The organism is Streptomyces sp. JHA26 (assembly GCF_002005565.1).
GTDB lineage: Bacteria > Actinomycetota > Actinomycetes > Streptomycetales > Streptomycetaceae > Streptomyces.
Window position 1 is genome coordinate 221,017 of record NZ_BDJC01000001.1, and the last position, 23,176, is coordinate 244,192.

14 protein-coding genes and 1 pseudogene are annotated in these 23,176 nt (G+C 71.4%); 9 read left to right on the top strand and 6 right to left on the bottom strand.

All coding sequences use genetic code 11. From position 1 onward, the window contains the following. Positions 1 to 110: 110 nt before the first annotated feature. A complete protein-coding gene (locus JHAT_RS01050) occupies positions 111 to 983 on the bottom strand; it encodes a phosphatase PAP2 family protein (protein WP_375603537.1) in 873 nt (290 codons plus the stop codon). Between the two features lie 78 nt (positions 984 to 1,061). After that, the gene (locus tag JHAT_RS01055) at positions 1,062 to 2,096 is read right to left on the bottom strand and encodes a LacI family DNA-binding transcriptional regulator (protein ID WP_077796073.1); all 1,035 of its coding nucleotides are present in this window, start codon (positions 2,094 to 2,096) and stop codon (positions 1,062 to 1,064) included. A 377-nt stretch (positions 2,097 to 2,473) separates the two neighbouring features. On the opposite strand from JHAT_RS01055, the gene JHAT_RS01060 reads away from it, so the two are divergent. The 6 genes and pseudogenes from JHAT_RS01060 to JHAT_RS01085 all read left to right on the top strand — a co-directional run bounded on the left by JHAT_RS01060 (position 2,474) and on the right by JHAT_RS01085 (position 10,668). Next, positions 2,474 to 3,742, top strand: coding sequence for an extracellular solute-binding protein (locus JHAT_RS01060; protein WP_077796074.1), 1,269 nt, complete (start codon positions 2,474 to 2,476; stop codon positions 3,740 to 3,742). Between the two features lie 113 nt (positions 3,743 to 3,855). After that, a pseudogene (locus JHAT_RS01065) lies at positions 3,856 to 4,859 on the top strand (carbohydrate ABC transporter permease). 13 nt (positions 4,860 to 4,872) lie between these two features. Continuing rightward, positions 4,873 to 5,784: a sugar ABC transporter permease gene (locus JHAT_RS01070; RefSeq protein ID WP_077796075.1), complete on the top strand. Its 912-nt coding sequence runs from the start codon at positions 4,873 to 4,875 to the stop codon at positions 5,782 to 5,784. A 109-nt stretch (positions 5,785 to 5,893) separates the two neighbouring features. Beyond that, complete coding sequence (locus JHAT_RS01075) at positions 5,894 to 7,576, top strand: glycoside hydrolase family 13 protein (protein ID WP_077796076.1); 1,683 nt, start codon at positions 5,894 to 5,896, stop codon at positions 7,574 to 7,576. A gap of 145 nt (positions 7,577 to 7,721) precedes the next feature. After that, positions 7,722 to 9,095, top strand: coding sequence for an alpha-amylase family protein (locus JHAT_RS01080; protein WP_077796077.1), 1,374 nt, complete (start codon positions 7,722 to 7,724; stop codon positions 9,093 to 9,095). A gap of 130 nt (positions 9,096 to 9,225) precedes the next feature. Further along, positions 9,226 to 10,668: a hypothetical protein gene (locus JHAT_RS01085; RefSeq protein ID WP_077796078.1), complete on the top strand. Its 1,443-nt coding sequence runs from the start codon at positions 9,226 to 9,228 to the stop codon at positions 10,666 to 10,668. On the opposite strand, the gene JHAT_RS33585 is transcribed toward JHAT_RS01085, so the two are convergent. Further along, entirely contained in the window at positions 10,646 to 12,067 is a 1,422-nt protein-coding gene (locus JHAT_RS33585) for a hypothetical protein (RefSeq protein WP_171990685.1), read from the bottom strand. The genes JHAT_RS01085 and JHAT_RS33585 overlap by 23 nt on opposite strands. A 269-nt stretch (positions 12,068 to 12,336) precedes the next feature. On the opposite strand from JHAT_RS33585, the gene pulA reads away from it, so the two are divergent. Together pulA and JHAT_RS01100 are read left to right on the top strand one after the other, a co-directional pair. Then, a complete protein-coding gene (gene pulA, locus JHAT_RS01095; protein WP_077796080.1) occupies positions 12,337 to 17,739 on the top strand; it encodes a pullulanase-type alpha-1,6-glucosidase in 5,403 nt (1,800 codons plus the stop codon). A 49-nt stretch (positions 17,740 to 17,788) separates the two neighbouring features. Beyond that, entirely contained in the window at positions 17,789 to 18,142 is a 354-nt protein-coding gene (locus JHAT_RS01100; RefSeq protein WP_077796081.1) for a 5-carboxymethyl-2-hydroxymuconate Delta-isomerase, read from the top strand. On the opposite strand, the gene JHAT_RS01105 is transcribed toward JHAT_RS01100, so the two are convergent. Next, complete coding sequence (locus tag JHAT_RS01105; protein WP_077796082.1) at positions 18,121 to 18,855, bottom strand: TetR/AcrR family transcriptional regulator; 735 nt, start codon at positions 18,853 to 18,855, stop codon at positions 18,121 to 18,123. The genes JHAT_RS01100 and JHAT_RS01105 overlap by 22 nt on opposite strands. 120 nt (positions 18,856 to 18,975) lie before the next feature. Next, a complete protein-coding gene (locus JHAT_RS01110) occupies positions 18,976 to 20,904 on the bottom strand; it encodes a hypothetical protein (protein ID WP_077796083.1) in 1,929 nt (642 codons plus the stop codon). A 136-nt stretch (positions 20,905 to 21,040) separates the two neighbouring features. On the opposite strand from JHAT_RS01110, the gene JHAT_RS01115 reads away from it, so the two are divergent. Further along, positions 21,041 to 21,472 carry a hypothetical protein gene (locus JHAT_RS01115; RefSeq protein ID WP_077796084.1) on the top strand — a complete coding sequence of 144 codons (432 nt, stop codon included), beginning with the start codon at positions 21,041 to 21,043 and terminating at the stop codon, positions 21,470 to 21,472. 89 nt (positions 21,473 to 21,561) lie between these two features. Here JHAT_RS01115 and JHAT_RS01120 read toward each other — a convergent pair whose 3' ends face one another. Continuing rightward, positions 21,562 to 23,073, bottom strand: coding sequence for a DUF1996 domain-containing protein (locus JHAT_RS01120; RefSeq protein WP_077796085.1), 1,512 nt, complete (start codon positions 23,071 to 23,073; stop codon positions 21,562 to 21,564). Between the last annotated feature and the right edge of the window lie 103 nt (positions 23,074 to 23,176).

Below are 23,176 nucleotides of genomic sequence, written 5' to 3' on the forward strand. Positions count from 1 at the left end.
GCCCCGGCCGCCACCGCTGCGGGCGGCCGTGCCTCCCTCAGCGCCTGAACGGCCCGGGAGGCACCCTCAGGGACGCGGGGCTCGCCCCCCGGCACCGGCGCCCGGCGCCCTCAGGCGCGCGTGGGCGCCCACGCGCGCCGTCGCACCCCGCCGCCCCCCGGCACCACCCGGGGCAACGCGTACGGCAGGCTCCCGCACCAGACCCGGGCCACCGCGTAACCGAAGGCCAGGCACAGCACACCCCCCACCGCGTCCAGCCAGAAGTGGTTCGCCGTGGCCACGATGACCACCAGCGTGAGCACCGGATACGCCAGCCCCAGCACCCGCACCCACGGCACCGACGCCAACGCGAAGATCGTCAGCCCGCACCACACCGACCACCCGATGTGCATCGACGGCATCGCGGCGTACTGGTTGGACATGTTCTTCAGGTCCCCGGACGCCATCGACCCCCACGTCTGGTGGACCATCACCGTGTCGACGAAGCGCCCGCCGTTCATCAGCCGGGGCGGGGCGAGCGGGTACAGGTAGTAACCGAGCAGGGCCACTCCCGTCGTCGCGAAGAGGACCAGACGGGTCGCCGCGTACCGCCCCGGATGGCTGCGGTACAGCCAGACCAGCACGCCCAGCGTCACCACGAAGTGCAACGTGGCGTAGTAGTAGTTCATGCCGACGACCAGCCAAGTCACCGAGTTGACGGCATGGTTGACCGTTTCTTCCACGGCGATGCCGAGTTGCCGCTCGGCCTGCCAGATCCAGTCGGCGTTGCGCAGTGCCTGCCCCCGCTGCTCCGGCACGGCGTTGCGGACGAGCGAGTACGTCCAGTAACTGAGCGCGATCAGCAGGATCTCGAACCACAGGCGGGGCCGGCGCGGTGTGCGCAGCCGACGCATCAGGCCCCGCCCCGCCACCTCCGTGACAGGATGCGGAACGCCCTCTTCCGAGCGTTCCGGAGTCCTCACGGTCACGTCACCCATAGGCATGAAGTCTGCCAGAAAAGCCCTGTCCCACCGATCATCCCCCGGGAGGATACGCGGCGCATCCGGCCACTACGGGACGGCTCAGGGACGGCTCCGCTCACCCGGCGCCGAGGCGGTCGAACCGCGCACCACCAGCTCCGGCATGAACACGAACTCGCTGTGCGGCGCGGGCGTCCCGCCGATCTCCTCCAGCAGCGTGCGCACCGCCGCCTGGCCCATCGCCGGGACCGGCTTGCGGACGGTCGTCAGCGGGGGGTCGGTGAAGGCGATCAGCGGGGAGTCGTCGAAGCCGACGACCGAGACGTCCTTGGGCACGTCCAGCCCGCGCTGCCGGGCCGCCCTTATGGCGCCCAGCGCCATCATGTCGCTGGCGCAGACCACGGCCGTGCAGTCCCGCTCGATGAGCGCGGCGGCCGCCGCCTGGCCGCCCTCCAGGGTGTAGAGGGAGTGCTGGACGAGTTCCGTCTCCACGGTCCGCGCGTCGAGGTCCAGCTGTTCCTGGACGGTGCGGACGAAGCCCTCGATCTTGCGCTGCACCGGCACGAACCGCTTCGGGCCGAGGGCCAGCCCGATGCGGGTGTGGCCCAGCGAGACGAGGTGGGTGACGGCGAGGCTCATCGCGGCGCGGTCGTCCGGCGAGATGAAGGGCGCCTGCACCTTCGGCGAGAAGCCGTCGACGAGGACGAACGGCACGCCCTGCGCGCGCAGCCGCTCGTAGCGCTCCATGTCGGCGGTGGTGTCGGCGTGCAGTCCGGAGACGTAGATGATGCCGGCGACCCCGCGGTCGACCAGCATCTCCGTCAGCTCGTCCTCCGTGGAGCCGCCCGGGGTCTGGGTGGCGAGGACCGGCGTGTAGCCCTGGCGGGTCAGCGCCTGGCCGATGACCTGGGCCAGGGCCGGGAATATCGGGTTCTCCAGCTCCGGGGTGATCAGCCCCACCAGGCCCTCGCTGCGCTGCCGCAGCCGCACGGGCCGTTCGTAGCCCAGGACGTCGAGGGCGGCGAGCACGGACTGCCGGGTGGTGGCGGCGACGCCGGGCTTCCCGTTGAGGACGCGACTGACCGTCGCTTCGCTCACGCCCGCCTGGGCGGCGATGTCGGCAAGCCGTGTGGTCACAGGGGTGGACTGTACCTGCCGGATGGCGCCTTGCACACCGACGGGGCGCCGTGGGCGCCCCGTCGGACGGCCCGGCGCGGACTGCTGCGTCATCGCGCTCCCTCGAGAAAGTGGCGGCAAGAGCTTGCAGAGTCTTGCACAACCGGCCCGATACCGCTCGTGGCCTGTAAGCAAGCGTCTCACGATGGTCGCCAGGAGGTCACACCCGGATAACTTCGGAGATCTCTTGCACTTTTTTGCAGCAAGACCTTTCGCCGCGCTTACATCGCTGTTACGTTCACGTCGCCCGACGGCAGCAACGGCGCGTCGGTGTCGGCAGGAGCGGCGGACGGGCCCGCACCCTGCACCACACGGGCTTTCACCCTCAAGGAGAACTCATGCGGCGTGGCATAGCGGCCACCGCTCTGGTGGCGTCCCTCGCCCTCGCGGCGACGGCGTGCGGCGGGGACGACGGCGACAGCAAGTCGGGCGGACCGGTCACCATCACTTACTGGGACACCTCCAACGCGACCAACGAGGCGCCGACCTACAAGGCCCTGGTCAAGGAGTTCGAGGCCGCCAACAAGGGCATCAAGGTCAACTTCGTCAACGTGCCCTTCGACCAGGCGCAGAACAAGTTCGACACCGCCGCCGGTTCCAAGGGCGCCCCGGACGTGCTGCGCTCCGAGGTCGGCTGGACGCCCGCCTTCGCCAAGAAGGGCTTCTTCCTGCCGCTGGACGGCACCGAGGCCCTCGCCGAGCAGGACAAGTTCCAGCCCAACCTGATCGAGCAGGCCAAGTACGAGGGCAAGACCTACGGCGTGCCGCTGGTCACCGACACCCTCGCCTTCGTCTACAACAAGGAACTGTTCGCGAAGGCCGGCGTCCAGCCCCCCAAGACCTGGGACGACCTGAAGAAGGCCGCCGCCACCATCAAGGACAAGACCGGCGCCGACGGCTACTGGGGCTCCACGGCCGGCTACTACGGGCAGCCGTTCCTGTACGGCGAGGGCACCGACACGGTCGACGCCGACGGCAAGAAGATCACCGTCAACTCGCCCCAGGCGAAGAAGGCGTACGGCACCTGGCTGAGCCTCTTCGACGGCAAGGGCCTGCACAAGGCCGACACCACCGCGGACGCCTACGCCCACATCCAGGAGGCGTTCGTCAGCGGCAAGGTCGCCTCGATCATCCAGGGCCCGTGGGAGATCACCAACTTCTACAAGGGCTCCGCCTTCAAGGACAAGAACAACCTCGGCATCGCCACCGTCCCGGCCGGCTCCACCGGCGAGGCGGGCGCCCCGACCGGCGGCCACAACCTGTCGGTGTACGCCGGTTCGGACCAGGCCCACCAGGAGGCGGCGCTGAAGTTCGTGAAGTTCATGACCTCGGCGAAGTCCCAGGAGACCGTCGCCCTGAAGAACTCCACGCTGCCGACCCGCGACGACGCCTACACCGACAAGGTCAAGACCGACCCGGGCATCGCCGGCTACCAGACGGTCCTGCCCGCCGCCCGGCCGCGCCCGGCGCTGCCGGAGTACAGCTCCCTGTGGACCCCGCTGGACGACGAGCTCCCGCAGATCGCCGGCGGCAAGAAGTCCCTGGACGAGGGGCTGGGCGACGCCGAGGCGGCGATCGTCAAGCTGGTGCCGGACTTCAGCAAGTAGGTCCCCCGACCGCCGGGCCCCCGCACCGGGGGAGGGGCCCGGCGGTCACCGGCCGGGCCCCCGGTCCCGGCCGCTGCCCCTGACCTTCCCGATGCTCCCGAAGGTGTCGAACCATGACAGTCGCCATCGACCGCGCGACCGGCAAGCGCCGCGGTGACCGCACCCCGCGGCCCGGCCTCGGCCGGCGTCTGAAAGACGGCTACCAGAAGCACTGGTACGCCTACGCCATGATCGCGCCGGTGGCCGTCGTGATCGGCGTCCTCGTGCTGTACCCGCTGGGCTACGGCCTCTACCTCACCCTCACCGACGCCAACAGCCTCAACAGCGCGCGCACCATCGGCGTCAACGAGATCGAGGCCACCTACAAGTTCGTCGGCCTGGACAACTACGCCGACATCCTGTGGGGCCCACGGCCTACGACCGCTTCTGGTCGCACTTCATCTGGACCATCGTGTGGACGGCCGTCTGCGTCGGCCTGCACTTCTTCCTCGGCCTCGGGCTCGCCCTGCTGCTCAACCAGAAGATGCGCGGCCGCACCCTCTACCGGCTGATCCTGGTCCTGCCCTGGGCCGTGCCCACCTTCGTCACCGTCTTCGGCTGGCGCTTCATGCTCGCCGACGAGGGCGTCATCAACGCCGCCCTGGACTGGCTGCACCTGCCGACGCCCGCCTGGCTCGAGGACACCTTCTGGCAGCGCTTCTCCGCGATCATGGTCAACACCTGGTGCGGTGTGCCGTTCATGATGATCTCGCTCCTGGGCGGCCTGCAGTCCATCGACGCCAGCCTCTACGAGGCCTCCGAGATGGACGGCGCGAACGCCTGGCAGCGCTTCCGCCACGTCACCCTGCCCGGCCTCAGGGCCGTCAGCTCCACCGTCGTGCTGCTCGGCATCATCTGGACCTTCAACCAGTTCGCCGTGATCTTCCTGCTGTTCGGCAACACCGCCCCCGACGCGCAGATCCTCGTCACCTGGGCGTACCAGCTCGGCTTCGGGCAGCAGCCGCGCGACTTCGCGCAGTCCGCGGCCTACGGCATCCTGCTGCTGGCCATCCTGATCGTCTTCACCTCCTTCTACCGCCGCTGGCTGAACCGCAATGAGCAGCAGCTCGCGAACTGAGGCAGGAGCCGCCATGAGTACAAGCACCGCGCCCACCCAGGCCCCCGCCGAGCAGACCGCCGCGCCCGCCGCGCCGCCGCGCAGGGTGCGCCGCCGCGGCGAACGCGGCCGCGCCGCGTCCCTCGCCTCCCACGGCGTGCTGATCGTCGCGAGCCTCGTCGCGCTCTTCCCGGTCGCCTGGCTGGTCTTCCTGTCCCTCGGCCCGGACAAGGACGACTACCTGCACCCCGGACGCATCTGGTCGAAGATGACCTTCGACAACTACGCGTTCGTGCTCCAGGACACCAACTTCTTCGACTGGCTGAAGAGTTCGCTGATCGTCTCGCTGGGCACCACGGTCATCGGCGTCCTGGTCGCCGCGACGACCGGCTACGCGGTCTCGCGGATGCGCTTCCCCGGCTACCGCAAGCTCATGTGGATCCTGCTGGTCACCCAGATGTTCCCCATCGCGGTCCTGATCGTGCCGATGTACCAGATCCTGTCGAAGCTCCAGCTCATCGACAACTACTTCGGCCTGGTCCTCGTCTACTGCTCCACCGCGGTGCCGTACTGCGCCTGGCTGCTCAAGGGCTACTTCGACACCATCCCGTTCGAGATCGACGAGGCCGGGCGGGTGGACGGGCTGAACCCGTTCGGCACCTTCTTCCGGCTGATCCTGCCGCTGGCCCGGCCGGGCCTCGCGGTCGCCGGCTTCTACAGCTTCATCACGGCCTTCGGCGAGGTCGCCTTCGCCTCGACGTTCATGCTGAGCGACACGAAGTACACCTTCGCCGTCGGACTGCAGAGCTTCGTCAGCGAGCACGACGCGCAGCGCAACCTGATGGCGGCCACCGCCGTGCTCGTCGCGATACCCGTCTCCGCGTTCTTCTACCTGGTGCAGAAGAACCTGGTGACCGGCCTCACCGCGGGCGGCACGAAGGGCTGACCGCCCCACCCGGAAAACGTCCGGCCGCGGTGCCATCCGACCCCGCTGCACCGCGGCCGGCCGCCCCTTTCCCCCACCACGCCTCCACTCCGTCACGTACAAGGACGTCATGAGCCAGCAGCACTCCGCCGCACCGGCCCCCACCTCCGCCACCGCCACCGTCGCGAGGCGCCGCGACTGGTGGCGCGACGCGGTCATCTACCAGGTGTACCCGCGCAGCTTCGCCGACAGCAACGGCGACGGCATGGGCGACCTGGAGGGTGTCCGCACCCGCCTGCCGTACCTGCGCGACCTGGGCGTGGACGCCGTGTGGCTCAGCCCCTTCTACGCATCCCCGCAGGCCGACGCCGGGTACGACGTCGCCGACTACCGTGCCGTCGACCCCATGTTCGGCACCCTCCTGGACGCCGACGCGCTGATCCGCGACGCCCACGGGCTGGGCCTGCGCATCATCGTCGACCTGGTCCCGAACCACTCCTCCGACCAACACGAGTGGTTCAAGCGCGCCCTCGCCGAGGGCCCCGGCTCCCCGTCGCGGGACCGCTACCACTTCCGCCCGGGCAAGGGCGAGAACGGCGAACTGCCGCCCAACGACTGGGAGTCCATCTTCGGCGGCCCCGCCTGGACCCGGGTCACCGAGCCCGACGGCACGCCGGGGGAGTGGTACCTGCACCTGTTCGCCCCCGAGCAGCCCGACTTCAACTGGGAGCACCCGGCCGTCGGCGACGAGTTCCGCTCCATCCTGCGCTTCTGGCTGGACATGGGCGTGGACGGCTTCCGCATCGACGTCGCCCACGGCATGGTGAAGGCCGAGGGCCTGCCCGACCTCGGATCCCACGAGCAGCTCAAGCTGCTGGGCAACGATGTCATGCCGTTCTTCGACCAGGACGGCGTCCACGACATCTACCGGCAGTGGCGGCTCATCCTCGACGAGTACTCCGGCGAGCGCATTTTCGTCGCGGAGGCGTGGACCCCGACCGTCGAGCGCACCGCGAACTACGTCCGGCCCGACGAGCTGCACCAGGCCTTCAACTTCCAGTACCTGGGCACCCACTGGGACGCCGAGGAGCTGCGCACGGTCATCGACCGCACCCTGGACGCCATGCGCCCGGTCGGCGCCCCGGCCACCTGGGTGCTGTCCAACCACGACGTCACCCGGCACGCCACCCGCTTCGCCAACCCGCCCGGCCTCGGCACCCAGATCCGCCTGGCCGGCGACCGCGAGCTGGGCCTGCGCCGCGCCCGCGCCGCCACCCTGCTGATGCTGGCGCTGCCCGGCTCGGCCTACGTCTACCAGGGCGAGGAACTGGGCCTGCCGGACGTCGTCGACCTGCCCGACGAGGTCCGCCAGGACCCGGCGTACTTCCGCGGCGCCGGCCAGGACGGCTTCCGCGACGGCTGCCGGGTGCCGATCCCGTGGACGCGCACGGGGTCGTCGTACGGCTTCGGCGACGGCGGCAGCTGGCTCCCGCAGCCGGCGAACTGGGGCGAGCTGAGCGTCGAGGCCCAGACGGGCGCGCCCGGCTCGACCCTGGAGCTGTACCGGGCCGCGCTGGCCGCCCGCCGTGAGCACGCCGACCTGGGCGCGGGCGACGCCGTGCAGTGGCTGCGGGCGCCCGAGGGCGTCCTCGCCTTCCGGCGCGGGGAGTTCACGTGCGTGGCCAACACCACCGGCGAGTCGGTGACGGTGCCCGCGTACGGGCGGCTGCTGCTGGCCAGCGGTGAGGTGACCGAGGCCGACGGCGAGGCCGAGGTGCCGGCGGACACGACCGTGTGGTGGACGACGGCCTGACACCCGCGTCGACGGGGATCCACGAGAATCTTCGGGCAATCGCGTACGGCCCGCTGCCCTTTCGGGCGGCGGGCCTTTACCATCTGCGTCACCCACAGTTTGCTGAAGCTTTCAGCAAGAGCCTTCAACGACGAAGGAACCCCACATGGCACGCAGAGCCCTCACGGGCGCCGTCGCTCTGGCCGCGGCCGCCCTTGTCATGACCCCAACGGGCGCGCAGGCTTCCCCACCCGGCACCAAGGACGTCACCGCGGTCCTCTTCGAGTGGAACTTCGCCTCCGTCGCCAAGGAGTGCACCACTACCCTCGGCCCCGCCGGCTACGGCTACGTCCAGGTCTCCCCTCCCGCCGAGCACATACAGGGCTCGCAGTGGTGGACGTCGTACCAGCCCGTCAGCTACCGGATCGCGGGGCGGCTCGGTGACCGCGCCGCGTTCAAGAACATGGTCGACACGTGTCACGCGGCCGGCGTCAAGGTCGTCGCCGACACGGTCGTCAACCACATGTCCGCGGGCAGCGGCACCGGCACCGGCGGCTCGTCGTACACGAAGTACGACTACCCCGGGTTGTACTCCTCGTACGACTTCGACAACTGCACCTCACAGATCAACAACTACGGCGACCGCTGGAACGTCCAGAACTGCGAGCTGGTCGGCCTCGCCGACCTCGACACCGGCGAGGAGTACGTCCGCGGCGCCATCGCCCGGTACATGAACGACCTGCTGTCACTGGGCGTCGACGGCTTCCGCATCGACGCCGCCAAGCACATGCCGGCCGCCGACCTGGCCAACATCAAGTCCCGGCTGAGCAATCCGAACGCCTACTGGAAGCAGGAGGTCATCTACGGCGCCGGGGAGGCCGTCCAGCCCACCGAGTACACGGGCAACGGGGACGTCCAGGAGTTCCGTTACGCCTACGACCTCAAGCGGGTCTTCACCAACGAGAACCTCGCCTACCTGAAGAACTACGGCGAGGGCTGGGGCTATATGAACAGCTCCGTCTCCGGCGTCTTCGTCGACAACCACGACACCGAGCGCAACGGCTCCACGCTCAACTACAAGGACGGCGCCGCCTACACCCTGGCCAACGTCTTCATGCTGGCCTGGCCCTACGGCGCTCCCGACGTCAACTCCGGCTACGAGTGGTCCAGCACGGACGCCGGGCCCCCCAACGGCGGTCGGGTCGACGCCTGCTGGCAGAACGGCTGGAAGTGCCAGCACAACTGGCCGGAGATCAGGTCCATGGTCGCCTTCCGCAACGCCACCCGGGGCCAGGCGGTCACGAACTGGTGGGACAACGGCGGCGACGCCATCGCCTTCGGGCGCGGCTCGAAGGGCTTCGTGGCCGTCAACCACGAGTCCTCCAGCATCTCCCGCACCTACCAGACGTCCCTGCCCGCCGGGACCTACTGCAACGTCCAGAACAACACGACCGTCTCGGTGGACGGCTCGGGCCGGCTCACCGCGACCCTCGGCGCCGACACGGCGCTCGCGGTGTACGCGGGCAAGTCCGGCTGCTGACCCTCCCGCCCCGGTCCTCGGGGACCGGGCCCACGGTGCCGTACAAGGCCGCCGGGGGCCCGGTGGGAGGGCCCCGCCAAGCGGAGCAACAGCGCATGCGCAGGCCCCGCACGGGTTCGAGGCTGGCGGCATGAGCATCCGTCCGTGGGTCGTCGTCGAGCCACCGGACGGCCGTGGCCTGCGCCGGGTGACCGTGGGCGGCGCCACCGCGGGCAGCGTCTGGTCCCCGCGCGGCCTGCGCGCACTGCTCGACCGGATGGGGTACGCGGACACCGACCTGGACGACCCCACGTCCGTGTGCTGGCGCGGCGGCGACCGGAACGCCTGGCCGGACCGCCCCTGGCGACGGCGCACGACCATGGTGGTCATGGTGGTCGGACTGCTCGCCTCGATGGTCCTCAACGTGCTGATCGGCTGGCCCGACGCCTCCGGGGCGCTGACCTTCGCCCAGCGTGTCAGCGGGGCCCTGTTCGTGCTGTCCGGCCTGGTCCAGGGGGCCGGGGCGGTCCTGGCACCCGGCTACTGGGGCCGGCGCGAGTTCCGGGCCTCGGGGGCGGTCGTCCTGCTCGGCGTCCTGATCGCGCTGGCCACGGACGGCCTGCTGTTCCTGATGTGGCTGGAGGAGACGGAGTACACGCCCTGTCTGCTCGCCTTCCTGCCCCTGGGCTGCTGGTCGGTGTGGGCTCTGGTCCTGCTGGTCAGGGAGAAGGCCTGGAAAGGCGTGCCGCAGCCGAAGAAGTTCGCGGCGGGGGTGTTCGTGACGGCCCTGCTGACCGGCGTCAGTCTCGCGTACTCCACCCTCTACCAGCCCGCGACGGCCCCCATGCGTTTCGCCCTCGAAGCAGAGTTCGGCAGGGTCCGCGAGGACCGCTCCCTCCCTTTCGTCCAGGTCCCGCTGAAACTCTCCGTGAAGAACACCGGAGAGGTGTCGGTCTACGTCATCATCAACGACTTCACCGTCTACGGCAGGACCGCCCGGTACTCCGAGCGCGGGGACTCCTCGGCACAGGCGTGGAAGGAGAGCTTCCAGCGCGAGGAGGAGGCCGAGCGGCACGTCGACGGGCTCACCTACCAGCGGCTGAGCAGCGGACGGCTGTACGAACCCGGGGACGTGCTGGAGGCCGGGCAGGAGGACACCCGCGAGCACGTCGTCCAGATCCCCAGGAACATGCCGTACGACCTGCTCCACGTCGACCTCCAGCTCACCTACATGCGCAAGGACCGGGGCCGCATCGACGTGGAGCACTTCCGGGAGCAGCACGAGTCGTGGCGGCACCCCCGCTACACCTGCCGGGCGGCCCGGTGCCCGGCGGACACGCTCGCCTACACCGGCCGGGTGTGGCACAACAACAACCTCGTCAACGTGACCCGGAAACCGCTCTACGTGACGGCGTTCTGGTCGCCGACGTCCCACCCGCTCTACTCCGTGTCCTCGTTCCACTTCACGGGCGGCTGGATCGATCCCGCGGCGGACAGGAGGGAGATCGGCAGGTTCGGCATCGCGACACGTCATGCCGACGGTGAGATCTCCGTCGCGGAGCTGCTGAGCTTCATACCTCCTGCGCCGCACTGAGCCAGTTCCCCGACTCGACACCCGCCTCGCTGTCCAGCAGCACGGCCGCCCGGAGGCAGTCGCGCGCGTGAAGACCGAGGGAGTGGTAGAGCTCGTCCGCCGGCAGCGAGTCGGCGAGCCCGGGGATCATCCGCCTGATGGCCAGCGCGCTCTCGGCGATCTTCTCGTTCCGCAGCTGCGCGTACACGTCCAGGGTGTCGTTCGCCGCCTCCTCGGACTTCCAGAAGTCCCGGACGCCCTCGCTGTCCCAGGCGGCGGGGACCAGGTGCCGGAGGTCCTCGGCGAGGGTGGCGTCCGGGACGGCCTCGAAGACGGAGTTGGTGCAGAGTTCGGCCGCCTTGCCGAGCGGTTCGTCCGGCAGCCCCTGGTCCTGGACCGCCTTCTTGACGTCCCTCTCCATCCGGTCCCTCTTCTCCTTCGCCCCGGGGTCGCCGGGCGGTGACGAACCGGCCTGGTGGGCGCTCTCCGCGAGCTCCTTCCGTCGGCCGTCCGAGGTGTTCGGGTCGCTCGCGGTCTCCACCGCGGTCGCCTCGTGCAGGGACTCCGCCGACTCGTGGGCGGCGGCACCGCTGCTCGCGCTCGGAGGCGCGCTCGGGTCCGCGGTCGCTGCTGCCCCTTGCCGGGGCGACAACAGGTGGTGCGCGGTGTCGACCAGGTCGCTCGTCACGTCCGGTGGCGCGTCCTGGTCGGCGACGAGCCGCAGGACGGAGGTCGTCCGTGCCACGACCAGGGTGCGCAGGCGCGCGTCCTCGGTCGGGGTCCCCGGCCGGCTCGCCGCGTCCAGCGCGGAGGCCACCTGCCGCACCAGCCCGGTGAGCTGCGCGCGCACCGCTCCGGGGGTCGCGGGGTCGGCGATCGCGTCCAGCGCGGCGGCCACCCGCTGTGCGCTGCGGACGGTCCCGTCACGCTGTTGCGGCGGGGTCCGCGGATCGCTCACCGCCACCAGCGCGTCGGTCAACCGGTCCACGCTCGGCGCCAGTTCATCGGGGATGTCCTGCTTTTTGGCGTCCAGCTCCGCCGTGACGTCGTCGACGGCTTCCTGCTGCTGCTCCAGGGCGGCGGAGGCCGCCGCGCCGCCCCGGTCCGTCCCGGACGGCGTCGTGGTGCCCGGTGTGCCGTCCGAGGTCGTCCCGGACGTCGGCGACGGGGAGGAATCCGACGTGGGCGTCGGTGTCGACGGGGCCGTCGACGGGGGCGCCGTCCCCGACCGGTCCGAGGTGGGCGTGGGAGAAGGCGTCGTGTCGGCCGGCGTCGAAGCGGGGGTCGGGTCCGACCCGGCTCCGCCGGGCACCGGCGCCCCGGCCGCCGGGGCCACCGGCCCCATGGTCAACGCGAGCGCCGTGACCAGGGTGGTCGCACCGGTCAGGTGGGGGACGTGTCGCCGGGGGATTCTGGCCATGAGGGATCCGGAGGGGGCTTCGCGCAGGAACTGCGCCACACCCACCACTCTTCCCCCACGCGGCGTATGCCGCAACGGCAACGCCGCTGCCCGGCGCCCGGCCGGACCCGCATCCCGGACACCTGGTGAAAATTCTTACCGACTTTTTCAGGACTCTTGCTGTAAGTCTTTCCCCGGCGATACCGTCCCCGCGGGCGCCCCGCAGCGCAGCTGCGCCGTGGCGTCGGGGTCGGACCCGAACGAGCCGCAAGCACAAGGAGTTTCCGCCTGTGATACCGAGATGCCCGGCGCCCGTGAGGCGCCGCAGTGCACGGGGCGGACGGGCCGCAGCCGTCACCGCCGCCGCCCTCGCGGCCGCGCTGGTGCAGCCGCTCGCCGCCCACGCCGACGCCCCGCCCGCACCCCCGTCGGACGCGAAGCTGGCGAGGACCGCCGCCCGCCACGACCTGACCCGCGAGCAGTTCTACTTCGTCCTGCCGGACCGCTTCGCCAACGGCGACACCCGCAACGACAGGGGCGGCCTGACCGGCACCCGTCTCACCACCGGCTACGACCCCACCGACAAGGGCTTCTACCAGGGCGGCGACCTCAAGGGCCTCACCGACCGGCTCGACTACATCAAGGGCCTGGGCACCACCTCCATCTGGATGGCGCCCATCTTCAAGAACCAGCCCGTCCAGGGCACCGGCAAGGACGCCTCCGCCGGCTACCACGGTTACTGGATCACCGACTTCACCCAGGTCGACCCGCACTTCGGCACCAACCAGGACCTGAAGAACCTCATCTCCAAGGCGCACGCCAAGGGCATGAAGGTCTTCTTCGACGTCATCACCAACCACACCGCCGACGTCGTCGACTACGAGGAGAAGTCCTACGACTACCTCTCCAAGGGCGCCTTCCCGTACCTGACCGAGGACGGGCAGCCCTTCGACGACGCCGACGGCTCGCGCCGCTTCCCCCGCGTGGACACCGGGTCCTTCCCGCGCACGCCGGTCGTCCCGGCCGCGAAGAAGAACCTCAAGGTCCCCTCCTGGCTCAACGACCCGACGATGTACCACAACCGGGGCGACTCCACCTGGGCCGGCGAGTCGGCCACCTACGGCGACTTCAACGGCCTCGACGACCTGTGGACCGAACGGCCCGAGGTCGTCAGCGGCATGGAGAAGATCTACGAGCGGTGGGTGAAGGACTTCGCCATCGACGGCTTCCGGATCGACACCGTCAAGCACGTCGACATGGAGTTCTGGACCCAGTGGGCGACCGCGCTGGACGCCTACGCCGCCAAGAAGGGCCGCGACGACTTCTTCATGTTCGGCGAGGTCTACTCCGCCGACACCTCCGTCACCGCCCCCTACGTCACTCAGGGCCGCCTGGACTCCACCCTGGACTTCCCCTTCCAGGACGCGGCCCGCGCCTACGTCTCCCAGGGCGGCAGCGCCAAGAAGCTCGCCTCCGTCTTCGGCGACGACTGGAAGTACACGACCGACAAGGCCAACGCCTACGAGCAGGTCACCTTCCTCGGCAACCACGACATGGGCCGTTTCGGCACCTTCCTGAAGCAGGACGACCCGGAGGCCACCGACGCCGAGCTGCTGAAGAAGGACAGGCTCGCCAACGAGCTGATGTTCCTCAGCCGCGGCAACCCGGTGATCTACTACGGCGACGAGCAGGGCTTCACCGGCGCCGGCGGCGACAAGGACGCCCGCCAGCCCATGTTCGCCTCCCGCACCGCCGACTACCTCGACGACGACCAGCTCGGCACCGACCGCACCCACGCCGAGGCCGCCTACGACACCGGCGCACCGCTGTACCGGCAGATCAGCACCCTCGCCGAGCTCCGCAGGGACAACCCGGCCCTCGCCGACGGCGTCCAGACCGAGCGGTACGCCGCCGACGGCGCCGGCGTCTACGCCTTCTCCCGCACCGACGCCGCGACCGGCACCGAGTACGTCGTCGCCCTCAACAACGCGGACGGGCCGAGGACGGCCACCTTCGCGACCGGCTCCGCGCACACGACCTTCCGCGGCCTCTACGGCACCGACGCCACCGTGACGTCCGGCGCCGACACGAAGGTCACCGTCACCGTGCCCGCCGGCACGGCGATCGTCCTGAAGGCCGCGGGCCGGCCCGCCGCACCCGCCACCGCACCGGCGATCACCCTCACCGCGCCCGCGCCCGGCGCCACCGGCACCGTCGAGCTGACGGCCGACGTCACCGGCGGACGGCTGAACCGCGTCGTCTTCGCCGCTCAGACCGGCGACGGCAGGTGGCGCACCCTCGGCTCCGCCGACCACGCCCCCTACAAGGTCACCCAGACCATCGGCGAGGACACCCCGGCCGGCACCGCCCTGCGCTACAAGGCGGTCGTGATCGACTCGGCCGGCCGCACCGCGAGCGCCCTGGCCGCCTCCACCACCGGCACCCCGCCGGTCGAGGCCCCGCCCACCGCGTCCTCCCGCGACCACGCGATCGTCCACTACAAGCGGCAGGACGGGAACTACGGCGACTGGGGCCTGTACGCCTGGGGCGACCTCGCCGACGGCGAGGCGACCACCTGGCCCGCCACCCACCCCTTCATCGGCCGCGACGCCTACGGCGCCTTCGCCTACGTCAAGCTCAAGCCGGGCGCGTCGAACGTCGGCTTCCTCGTCATCGACAAGGACGGGAACAAGGACGTCGCCGCCGACCGCACGATCGACGTCACGAGGACGGGCGAGGTGTGGATCGAGCAGGGCGAGGAGACCGTCACCACCGAGCGGCCCGACTACCCGGCCCAGGACACCACCAAGGCCGTCCTGCACTACCACCGCGCCGACGGGAACTACGACGGCTGGGGCCTGCACACCTGGACCGGTGCCGCGCACCCCACCGACTGGTCGAAGCCCCTTCAGCCGGTGAAGACCGATGCCTATGGCGCCGTCTTCGAGGTGCCGCTCGCCGAGGGGGCCACCAGCCTCAGCTACATCCTGCACAAGGGCGACGAGAAGGACCTGCCCACCGACCAGGCCCTGGACCTCAAGGCGAACGGCCACGAGGTGTGGCTGGTGGGCGGCCAGGAGGAGTACCTGCTGCCGCAGCCCGCGGGCTCGGCCGCCGCCGTCGACCTCACCACCGCCAAGGCGGTCTGGATCGACCGGAACACCGTCGCCTGGAACGGCTCCGAGGGCGCCGCCTCCACCCAGCTGCTCGCCTCCCGCACCGGCTCGATCGAGGCCGCCGACGGCACCCTCACCGGTGACGACGCCCGGTGGCTCCGCCTGACGAGGACCACCCTCACCGACGCCCAGAAGGCGAAGTTCCCCCACCTGAAGGCGTACACCGCCTGGTCCGTCGACCCCCGCGACCGCGACCGGGTCCGCGAGGCCCTGCGCGGCCAGGTCGTCGCCTCCCAGCGTTCCGCCACCGGCGCCGTCCTCGCCGCGACCGGCGTCCAGACCGCCGGAGCCCTGGACGACCTCTACGCCGGTGCCACGAAGGCCGGCCTCGGCCCGGTGTTCCGCCACGGCCGGCCCACGCTGTCCGTGTGGGCGCCGACCGCGCAGAGCGTGAAGCTGGAGATCGGGAACCGCACGGTGGGCATGCGGCGCGACGACGCCACCGGCGTCTGGTCCGTCACCGGCCCCGCGTCCTGGAAGGGCGAGCCCTACCGGTACGTCGTCCAGGTCTGGGCGCCCAGCGTCGGCGAGGTCGTCACCAACAAGGTCACCGACCCCTACTCGGTCGCCCTGACCACCGACTCCGAGCGCAGCCTCGTCGTCGACCTGGCCGACCGGTCCCTGAAGCCGCGCGACTGGTCGACGTACGACAAGCCGAAGGCCGTACCGCTCAAGGACGCCCAGATCCAGGAGCTGCACATCCGCGACTTCTCCGTCGCGGACCGCACGGCCGACCCGGACCACCGGGGCACCTACCTCGCCTTCACCGACGAGGACAGCGACGGCTCGAAGCACCTGCGCGAGCTGGCGAAGGCCGGCACGTCCTACGTGCACCTGCTGCCCGCCTTCGACATCGCCACCATCCCCGAGGACGAGGCCGACCGGGCCACCGCCGACTGCGACCTCGCCTCCTACCCGGCCGACTCCGACAAGCAGCAGGAGTGCGTGGCGAAGACGGCCGCCGAGGACGCCTACAACTGGGGCTACGACCCGTACCACTACACGGTCCCCGAGGGCTCCTACGCCACCGACCCGGACGGCACCGCCCGCACCGTCGAGTTCCGCAGGATGGTCAAGGCCCTGAACGAGGACGGCCTGCGCGTCGTCATGGACGTCGTCTACAACCACACCGCGGCGAGCGGCCAGGCGGACACCTCCGTCCTCGACCGGATCGTGCCCGGCTACTACCAGCGCCTCCTCGCCGACGGCTCGGTCGCGAACAGCACCTGCTGCGCGAACACCGCCACCGAGAACGCCATGATGGGCAAGCTGGTCGTGGACTCGGTCGTCACCTGGGCCAAGGAGTACAAGGTCGACGGGTTCCGCTTCGACCTCATGGGCCACCACCCGAAGGCCAACATCCTCGCGGTCAGGAAGGCCCTCGACGAGCTGACCCTCGCCAAGGACGGCGTCGACGGCAAGAAGATCATCCTGTACGGGGAGGGCTGGAACTTCGGCGAGGTCGCCGACGACGCCCGCTTCGTCCAGGCCACGCAGGAGAACATGGCCGGCACCGGCGTCGCCACCTTCTCCGACCGGGCCCGCGACGCCGTGCGCGGCGGCTCCCCCTTCGACGCCGACCCCGGCGTGCAGGGCTTCGCCTCCGGCCTGTACACCGACCCCAACTCCTCGAAGGCCAACGGCACCGAGGCCGAGCAGAAGGCCCGCCTGCTGCACTACCAGGACCTGATCAAGGTCGGCCTGACCGGCAACCTCGCCGGTTACCGCTTCACCGGCACCGACGGCAAGGAGGTCACCGGCTCCCAGGTCGACTACAACGGCGCCCCCGCCGGATACGCCGCGGCCCCGGGCGACGCCCTCGCCTACGCCGACGCGCACGACAACGAGTCCCTGTTCGACGCCCTCGCGTACAAGCTGCCGGCGGGCACGTCCGCCGACGACCGGGCCCGCATGCAGGTCCTCGCCATGGCGACCGCCGCTCTCTCCCAGGGCCCCGCGCTCTCCCAGGCCGGCACCGACCTGCTGCGCTCCAAGTCCCTGGACCGCAACTCCTTCGACAGCGGCGACTGGTTCAACGCCGTCCACTGGAACTGCGCCGACGGCAACGGCTTCGGCCGCGGGCTGCCGCCGGCCGCCGACAACCAGGACAAGTGGACCTACGCGGCACCCCTGCTGACCTCGGTGAAGGTCGGCTGCCCGCAGATCACCGGCGCCTCGGCCGCCTACCGGGACCTGCTGCGCATCCGTACGACGGAGAAGACCTTCTCCCTCGACACGGCCGCGCAGGTGCAGTCGGCGCTCTCCTTCCCGCTCTCCGGGAAGGACGAGACACCCGGCGTGATCACCATGCGCCTCGGTGACCTGGTCGTGGTCTTCAACGCGACCCCCGAGGAGCAGCGGCAGCGGGTGAGCGGAGCCGCCGGGACCGGCTACCGACTGCACCCGGTGCAGGCGTCCGGAGCGGACCCCGTCGTGAAGAACGCGGCCTACGCGCAGGACTCGGGCACCTTCACGGTCCCGGCCCGCACGGTGGCGGTCTTCACCCGCGCGGGCTAGCGGCAGCCGCGGTTAGGGTGCTCCTGTCCGCCCGAGAACAGGAGCACCCATGCCGCAGATCACCATCGAGCGTTCCGCCCGGTTGGACGACGTCGACTGGGAGGAGGTGGCGGTCGCCCTGCACCCGGTGGTCGTCGAGACGGCCGCCGCGCGGCTGGAGGCCTGCAAGACGCGGGTCCTGCGCAGCGAGGAGGACGTCGTCGGCGCCGAGAAGGAACGGCACGCCGTCGTGAACGTCTCGATCGCCCTGCTCGCCGGACGCAGCGACGAGACGAAGGCACGGCTCGGCGAGGCCGTGGTGGAGCTGCTGCGCAAGCACGTGACGCCGAGGGACGGGATCACCCTGCACCTGTCGGCCGAGGTGCGCGACCTCGACCCGTCCTACCGCAAGGCCGAGGTCTGAGCCACGACGCCGACCAGCCGGCCGGCCAGGTCCGTGAACGGGCCGTCGGCCGGCTCGTCCTCCAGGATGCCGCGCAGCAGGGCGCCCATCTCCTCGTCGTGGGCGGCGCTCACCGCCAGCAGCGCGACGAAGTCGTGCACGAGCTGGACCTCCAGCTCGGCGCGCGGGATGCGCCGGCCGTCCAGCCAGAGCAGGGCCGTCGACTCGGCGAGCGAGATCCAGGAACGGACGACCAGCTCCAGGCGCGCGGGCGGATCGGTGACCCCCAGGTGCGAAAGGATCTGGACGTACGCGGCCTGCCGCACGGAGTCGACGAGCGCGTGCGCCGTGGACGTCGTGCTCAGCGAGCAGGCCTCGCCCGCGGAGACGGCCGGGCCCCCGCGCATCAGGGCCGAGAAGCCGGGGCCGTGCTCGTCGACGAAGTCGAAGTAGCGTCCCATCACCCGCAGCAGCCGCGCCCCCAGCGGGCCCTCCCGGGGCTCCACGAACCGGGCGGCCAGGTCGTCGGAGGCGCGCTGCAACGCGGCCTCGTACAGGCTGAGTTTGCCGGGGAAGTAGTGGTAGACCAGCGGGCGCGAGATGCCCGCGGCCGACGCTATCTCGTCGATGGAGACCTCGTCGGGCGAGCGGCGGCTGAACAGCTCGAGCGCGACGCCGATCAACTGCTGCCGTCGCTCCTCGACGCCCATTCTGCGGCGTACCCCGGTAGTCATACGAACACTTTACCGATCGGCTCCGGTCCCCGAACGGGCCGGAGCACCGTCGGTGTTCACCGGCCCGACGGGCCCGGCACGGGCGGGATCGGGGGCCGGTGCCGGCGGGTGCGTCCGCGTCTAGCGCAGCCCGCCGATCGTCCGCCCGTCCTCCAGGGTGCCCTTCAACTCGGCCCGCGCGCCCCGTTCGGCCCCGGCCGTCAGCAGGTTGCCGTCGGCGGAACCGCTGACGCCGCCCGTCGCCTCGATCGACTCCGTGTCCCGGCTGCCGGCGGCCAGCAGGTACCAGTCCCCGTCCTCCGACTTCCACAGCACCCCGGCCAGCACGTGCGGGTCGCGCTTGCCGCACGCCGGTACGTCCTGGGCCTTCGCGGCCACCGCGCCCCGCGCCCCGCCCGGTGTGCGGAACTGCGCCATCACCCGGGCCCCGTCGCCCCGCCAGGTCTCGGCCCGCGTGCACGTCCACTCGCCCGAACCGGTCTCGTCGGGCAGCGGCTGGCTCGCGAACTCCCAGGCGTTCACCGACCGCACCCCCTGCCCGCGCACGGCGCCCAGGGAGCAGGCGTACGGCGCCCAGGCGTGCAGCGCCTTGGCACCGGAGACGTCCTTGGTCTTGCCGGGCCGCCCGGTGGTGAGGCGGGCCGGGACCAGCTCGCCGAGGTCGCTCAGCAGGCGGGTGTGCGAGCCGTCGGTCACCTGGAGCACGTTCCACGACGTGCAGGCCCCGGTGCGCTGGACCGGAGTGGCCAGCGGCGAGGTCACCCCGCCGGTCAGCGTCAGGTCCATCGCGCCGGACCCCGGCTTCGCCAGGTCCCGTTCGGCCGCCTTCGTCACCCAGGGCGCCGTCAGGTAGCGCACGTTGCCGTCGGTCCGGCCCAGCACCACCGCGTTCGCCTCCGTCCGGCCGGCCCCGTCGGCCCGCGCGAAGTCGAGGGCGGCGCCCGCCGTGCCGTCCTTCGGCTCGGCGTAGCGGACGATGCGCAGACCGTCGTAGAAGATCACCACGTGTGCCGTGTCGACGGTCCCGGCGTACAGCAGCTGCGGCGGTCCGGCCGGTCCGCCGGTCGCGGTGCCCGCCGTCGCCGAGACCCGCACGCTCCCGCCGGGGCGGGCCCAGACGGCGAGCGCCCGGCGCAGCAGCTTCCGGTCGCCGGTCAGGCCGCCGCGCGCCGGCCACACCGAGAAGTCGGTGCGCGCGGACGTCTTCCAGGCGGCGGGGGCGGCCCGCGTCAGCTTGCCGGGGTCGAGGGCCGCCTCGGCCGCCGGATTGCGCGCGTACGCCGGGGCGGCGGCGCCGTCCGGCCCCCAGCCGTCCCCGGGCAGGCCCAGCAGCGCCCCGCACACCACCAGCGCCGCCCCGGCGACCAGCGCGGCCTTCGCGTGCCGCCGGCGCCGCATCAGATCGGTGGGCCGGGCCTGCAGCGAGCAGGGGTCGAACTCGGGGGAGCCGAGCAGCGCGTACCGGTCCGCCACCTCGTCGGCCTCACGCAGCGCGGCGTCGGCGTCGGCGACCCCGGCGGCCGTCAGCAGCCGCCGTACGTCGCCGTCGGGGAGCCGGTCGAGACCGCGCAGCGCGTACGCCGCCCGGGCCGGACCGGACAGGGCGGCCAGTCGCTCGTCCAGGGCGAGTTCGTCGGCGCCGCCCGAACGCGGGAACAGCTTGAGCCCCCACACCTGGGGCAGCAGCGGCGGCAGCTGGGAGCGCCTGGGCCACGCCCGGCGCCGAAGCGGCAGCCCCGCCTCCAGCGCCGTACGCACGACCCGCAGCCGCACCAGGGCGTACCCCGGGTCGCCCTCACGGCCGGCCGACTGGGCCGGGATCACGGGCGTCGCCGTCCGGTTCCGGGGCAGTGCGCGCTGGGTCAGGGCGTGCGCGGTCAGCACCCGGCGGCTGCGGCCGAGGTCCGGCGGCAGCACCAGGTAGGCGAGCCGGACCAGGCCCGGATAGTGCTCGACGAGCGCGGCCTCGGCCTGCTCGACGTCGACGACCGGATCGGCCGAGGAGGCCGAGGACGATGCGGGGCGCGGGGCGACATCCTGTGGCTGCACGTCCAGCGCAACGAGCCAACCGGCCCGTGGTCACCCGGGAACCCTTGAGCGTTCCGCGCCCCGCCGCCGTATCGATGACCGGGGCCCCTCGCCGGGGCTCCGTGCGGCATGTCGCCCCAGCGGACCGGAGGAACACATGAGGCTGACCCGACCGATGCTCGCGCCGGCCGCCCTGGCGGCGGTACTGGCGCTGACGGGCTGCGGCGCCGACGGGGACGGCACGGACGCCGTGCCCGCGACGGCGACCGGCAGCCTGGAACACCTCGCCGCCGAGGCCGAGTGCACCCCGGACATGCAGACCGACGCCGACACCATCCGCCAGGCCCTGTGCGGGAAGGGCGACGGGAAGTACGTCCTCGCCACCTTCGCCACCGACCGCGGCCAGCGCGAGTGGATCGACACCGCCAAGGACTACGGCGGCTACTACCTCGTCGGCCGCAAATGGGTCGCCGTCGGCCACGAGGACGTCGTGACCGCCCTGCGCGACCGGCTCGGCGGCACCCTGGAACAGGGCGCGCGGCACGGGGGCGGCACGCACCCGGCCGGACACGGCGGCCACGCGAGCTGACCGCCCGCGGAGACGGGGAGGCCGGTGGCGGACACCCGCCACCGGCCTCCCCGTCTCCGTCTCCGTCTCCGTCCGTTTCTCCGGTGGGACTACGTGCAGTCCCGGCCGTCGTTGATGCAGTCGACCACCTTGTTCATCAGGTTCTCGTCCATGACGTTGATGAAGTCGTTGTGGTCGGTGATCGGCTTGTGCAGCTGCTCCGGGAAGCTGTCCACGGCGTACGGGTTCCGCACCTGGCCGTTCTCGACGACCGGGGTGGGGATGTCGTACACCAGGCGGACCTGGAGCTGGGGGATGGCCTGGAAGCCGTCCGGGCAGTTGCCGTTCTCGTCGACGAACGCCGTGTGGGTGCGGTGGTTGGCGCTGTCGATGTTCCGGCCGTCCCAGCAGCTCTGGAAGTTGGTCGTCCGCACCACCTGGCTGCCGTCGGGGCACAGCGGGTACTTGTCCGTGACCTGCCGGTCCTCGAAGCCGGTGCAGCTCCACGAACTGTTGGCGTTCGCGTCGCCGTTGGTGAAGGACTTGGCGTCACCGGTGATGATGCGCAGGAACTTCGGCATCGCCACCACGTCGCCCTGCCGGCTGCCGACGAACCTCAGCTCGGCCTGGGCGGGCTTGAGGATCCGGCCGATGTTGCCCTCGGCGCCACCGCCCTGGTCGCCCGCGTCGAACTCCTGCGTACCGTCCTGGAGCCGCAGCACCGGCCAGTAGTAGGTGGACTTGTCGCCCTGGTTCCGGCACGAGGTGTCGGCGTTCGCCAGGTCGTCGTCGCTGGAGAAGGCGTTGTTGTCCTGGTTGCCGACGTAGTCGTGGGTGTGGTGCGCGCCGTTGTCGACACCGGGGGCGGCGATCAGGTTGTCGCTGTTGAACAGGTTGTTCTCGTTGACGCCGCAGTCGGTGGTGAAGGTGCCGGTGGAGCCGCCGTCGCCGTCGGCGGCGAGGCCGTTGCGGCTGTTGCGCGAGTTCGGCCGGACGTCGTTGATGTCGATGAAGTCGTCGGCCACCGGGCCCGCGACACCGTTGCCGTTGTCGTCCTGGTTCTGGCCTCCACCGCCCTGGCCACCGCCGTCGTTCTGACCACCGCCGTCGTCCTGGCCGCCGTCCCCCTGGCCGTCACCGCCCTGCTGCTGGCCCGCGGGCCGGCCCTGGCAGCCGGCCAGGTCGTCCAGGGTGTCGTCCGCCCGGCCGCCGACCCGGTTGATCTCCAGCTGGATCCGGTCGATGATCACCTTCCGCCGGTCCCTGAGGGGTCCGAGGATGGCGTTGTCGACGAACCGGGGATCCCCGGCCTGCGCGCGCCGCGTGGTGGCGAGCCGCTGGTAGGCGTCGGTGATCTGGCTGTCCAGCGTGGCCAGTTCACCGTCCACCTCACCGCGGGCCCGGTCCGGCACGTCGCGCATCCGCTGGCCCACGTCGGGACAGTCGATGGTCGCGACCCACGCCCCGGCCGACCTCGTCCGGTTGTGACCCCCGTGCTCCTCGTGGGCGGAGGCGTAGAAGTTCGCCCAGACCAGCCCGCCCCCGCCGAGCGCCAGGGCCGCCACCCCGGCGACGGCCTTGGCGGCCAGTGGCATGCGGCGTTTTCTCGTGTTGCGTCCCATCAGTCTCCTAGCGAAGGGCGCTCGGCCGGGGCCGAGGGGGCTTCCCTGCTCTGGTGATGTGTCCTTCATCCCGTCAGGGGCCGGTTCGGGCTGGACCGCGACC

Excerpts from the sequence above, each read along its gene's own strand:
- JHAT_RS01050 (WP_375603537.1), bottom strand. The coding sequence starts at position 983 with ATGCCTATGGGTGACGTGACCGTGAGGACTCCGGAACGCTCGGAAGAG.
- JHAT_RS01060 (WP_077796074.1), top strand. The coding sequence starts at position 2,474 with ATGCGGCGTGGCATAGCGGCCACCGCTCTGGTGGCGTCCCTCGCCCTC.
- JHAT_RS01070 (WP_077796075.1), top strand. The coding sequence starts at position 4,873 with ATGAGTACAAGCACCGCGCCCACCCAGGCCCCCGCCGAGCAGACCGCC.
- JHAT_RS01075 (WP_077796076.1), top strand. The coding sequence starts at position 5,894 with ATGAGCCAGCAGCACTCCGCCGCACCGGCCCCCACCTCCGCCACCGCC.
- JHAT_RS01080 (WP_077796077.1), top strand. The coding sequence starts at position 7,722 with ATGGCACGCAGAGCCCTCACGGGCGCCGTCGCTCTGGCCGCGGCCGCC.
- JHAT_RS01085 (WP_077796078.1), top strand. The coding sequence starts at position 9,226 with ATGAGCATCCGTCCGTGGGTCGTCGTCGAGCCACCGGACGGCCGTGGC.
- JHAT_RS33585 (WP_171990685.1), bottom strand. The coding sequence starts at position 12,067 with ATGGCCAGAATCCCCCGGCGACACGTCCCCCACCTGACCGGTGCGACC.
- JHAT_RS01100 (WP_077796081.1), top strand. The coding sequence starts at position 17,789 with ATGCCGCAGATCACCATCGAGCGTTCCGCCCGGTTGGACGACGTCGAC.
- JHAT_RS01105 (WP_077796082.1), bottom strand. The coding sequence starts at position 18,855 with ATGACTACCGGGGTACGCCGCAGAATGGGCGTCGAGGAGCGACGGCAG.
- JHAT_RS01115 (WP_077796084.1), top strand. The coding sequence starts at position 21,041 with ATGAGGCTGACCCGACCGATGCTCGCGCCGGCCGCCCTGGCGGCGGTA.
- JHAT_RS01120 (WP_077796085.1), bottom strand. The coding sequence starts at position 23,073 with ATGGGACGCAACACGAGAAAACGCCGCATGCCACTGGCCGCCAAGGCC.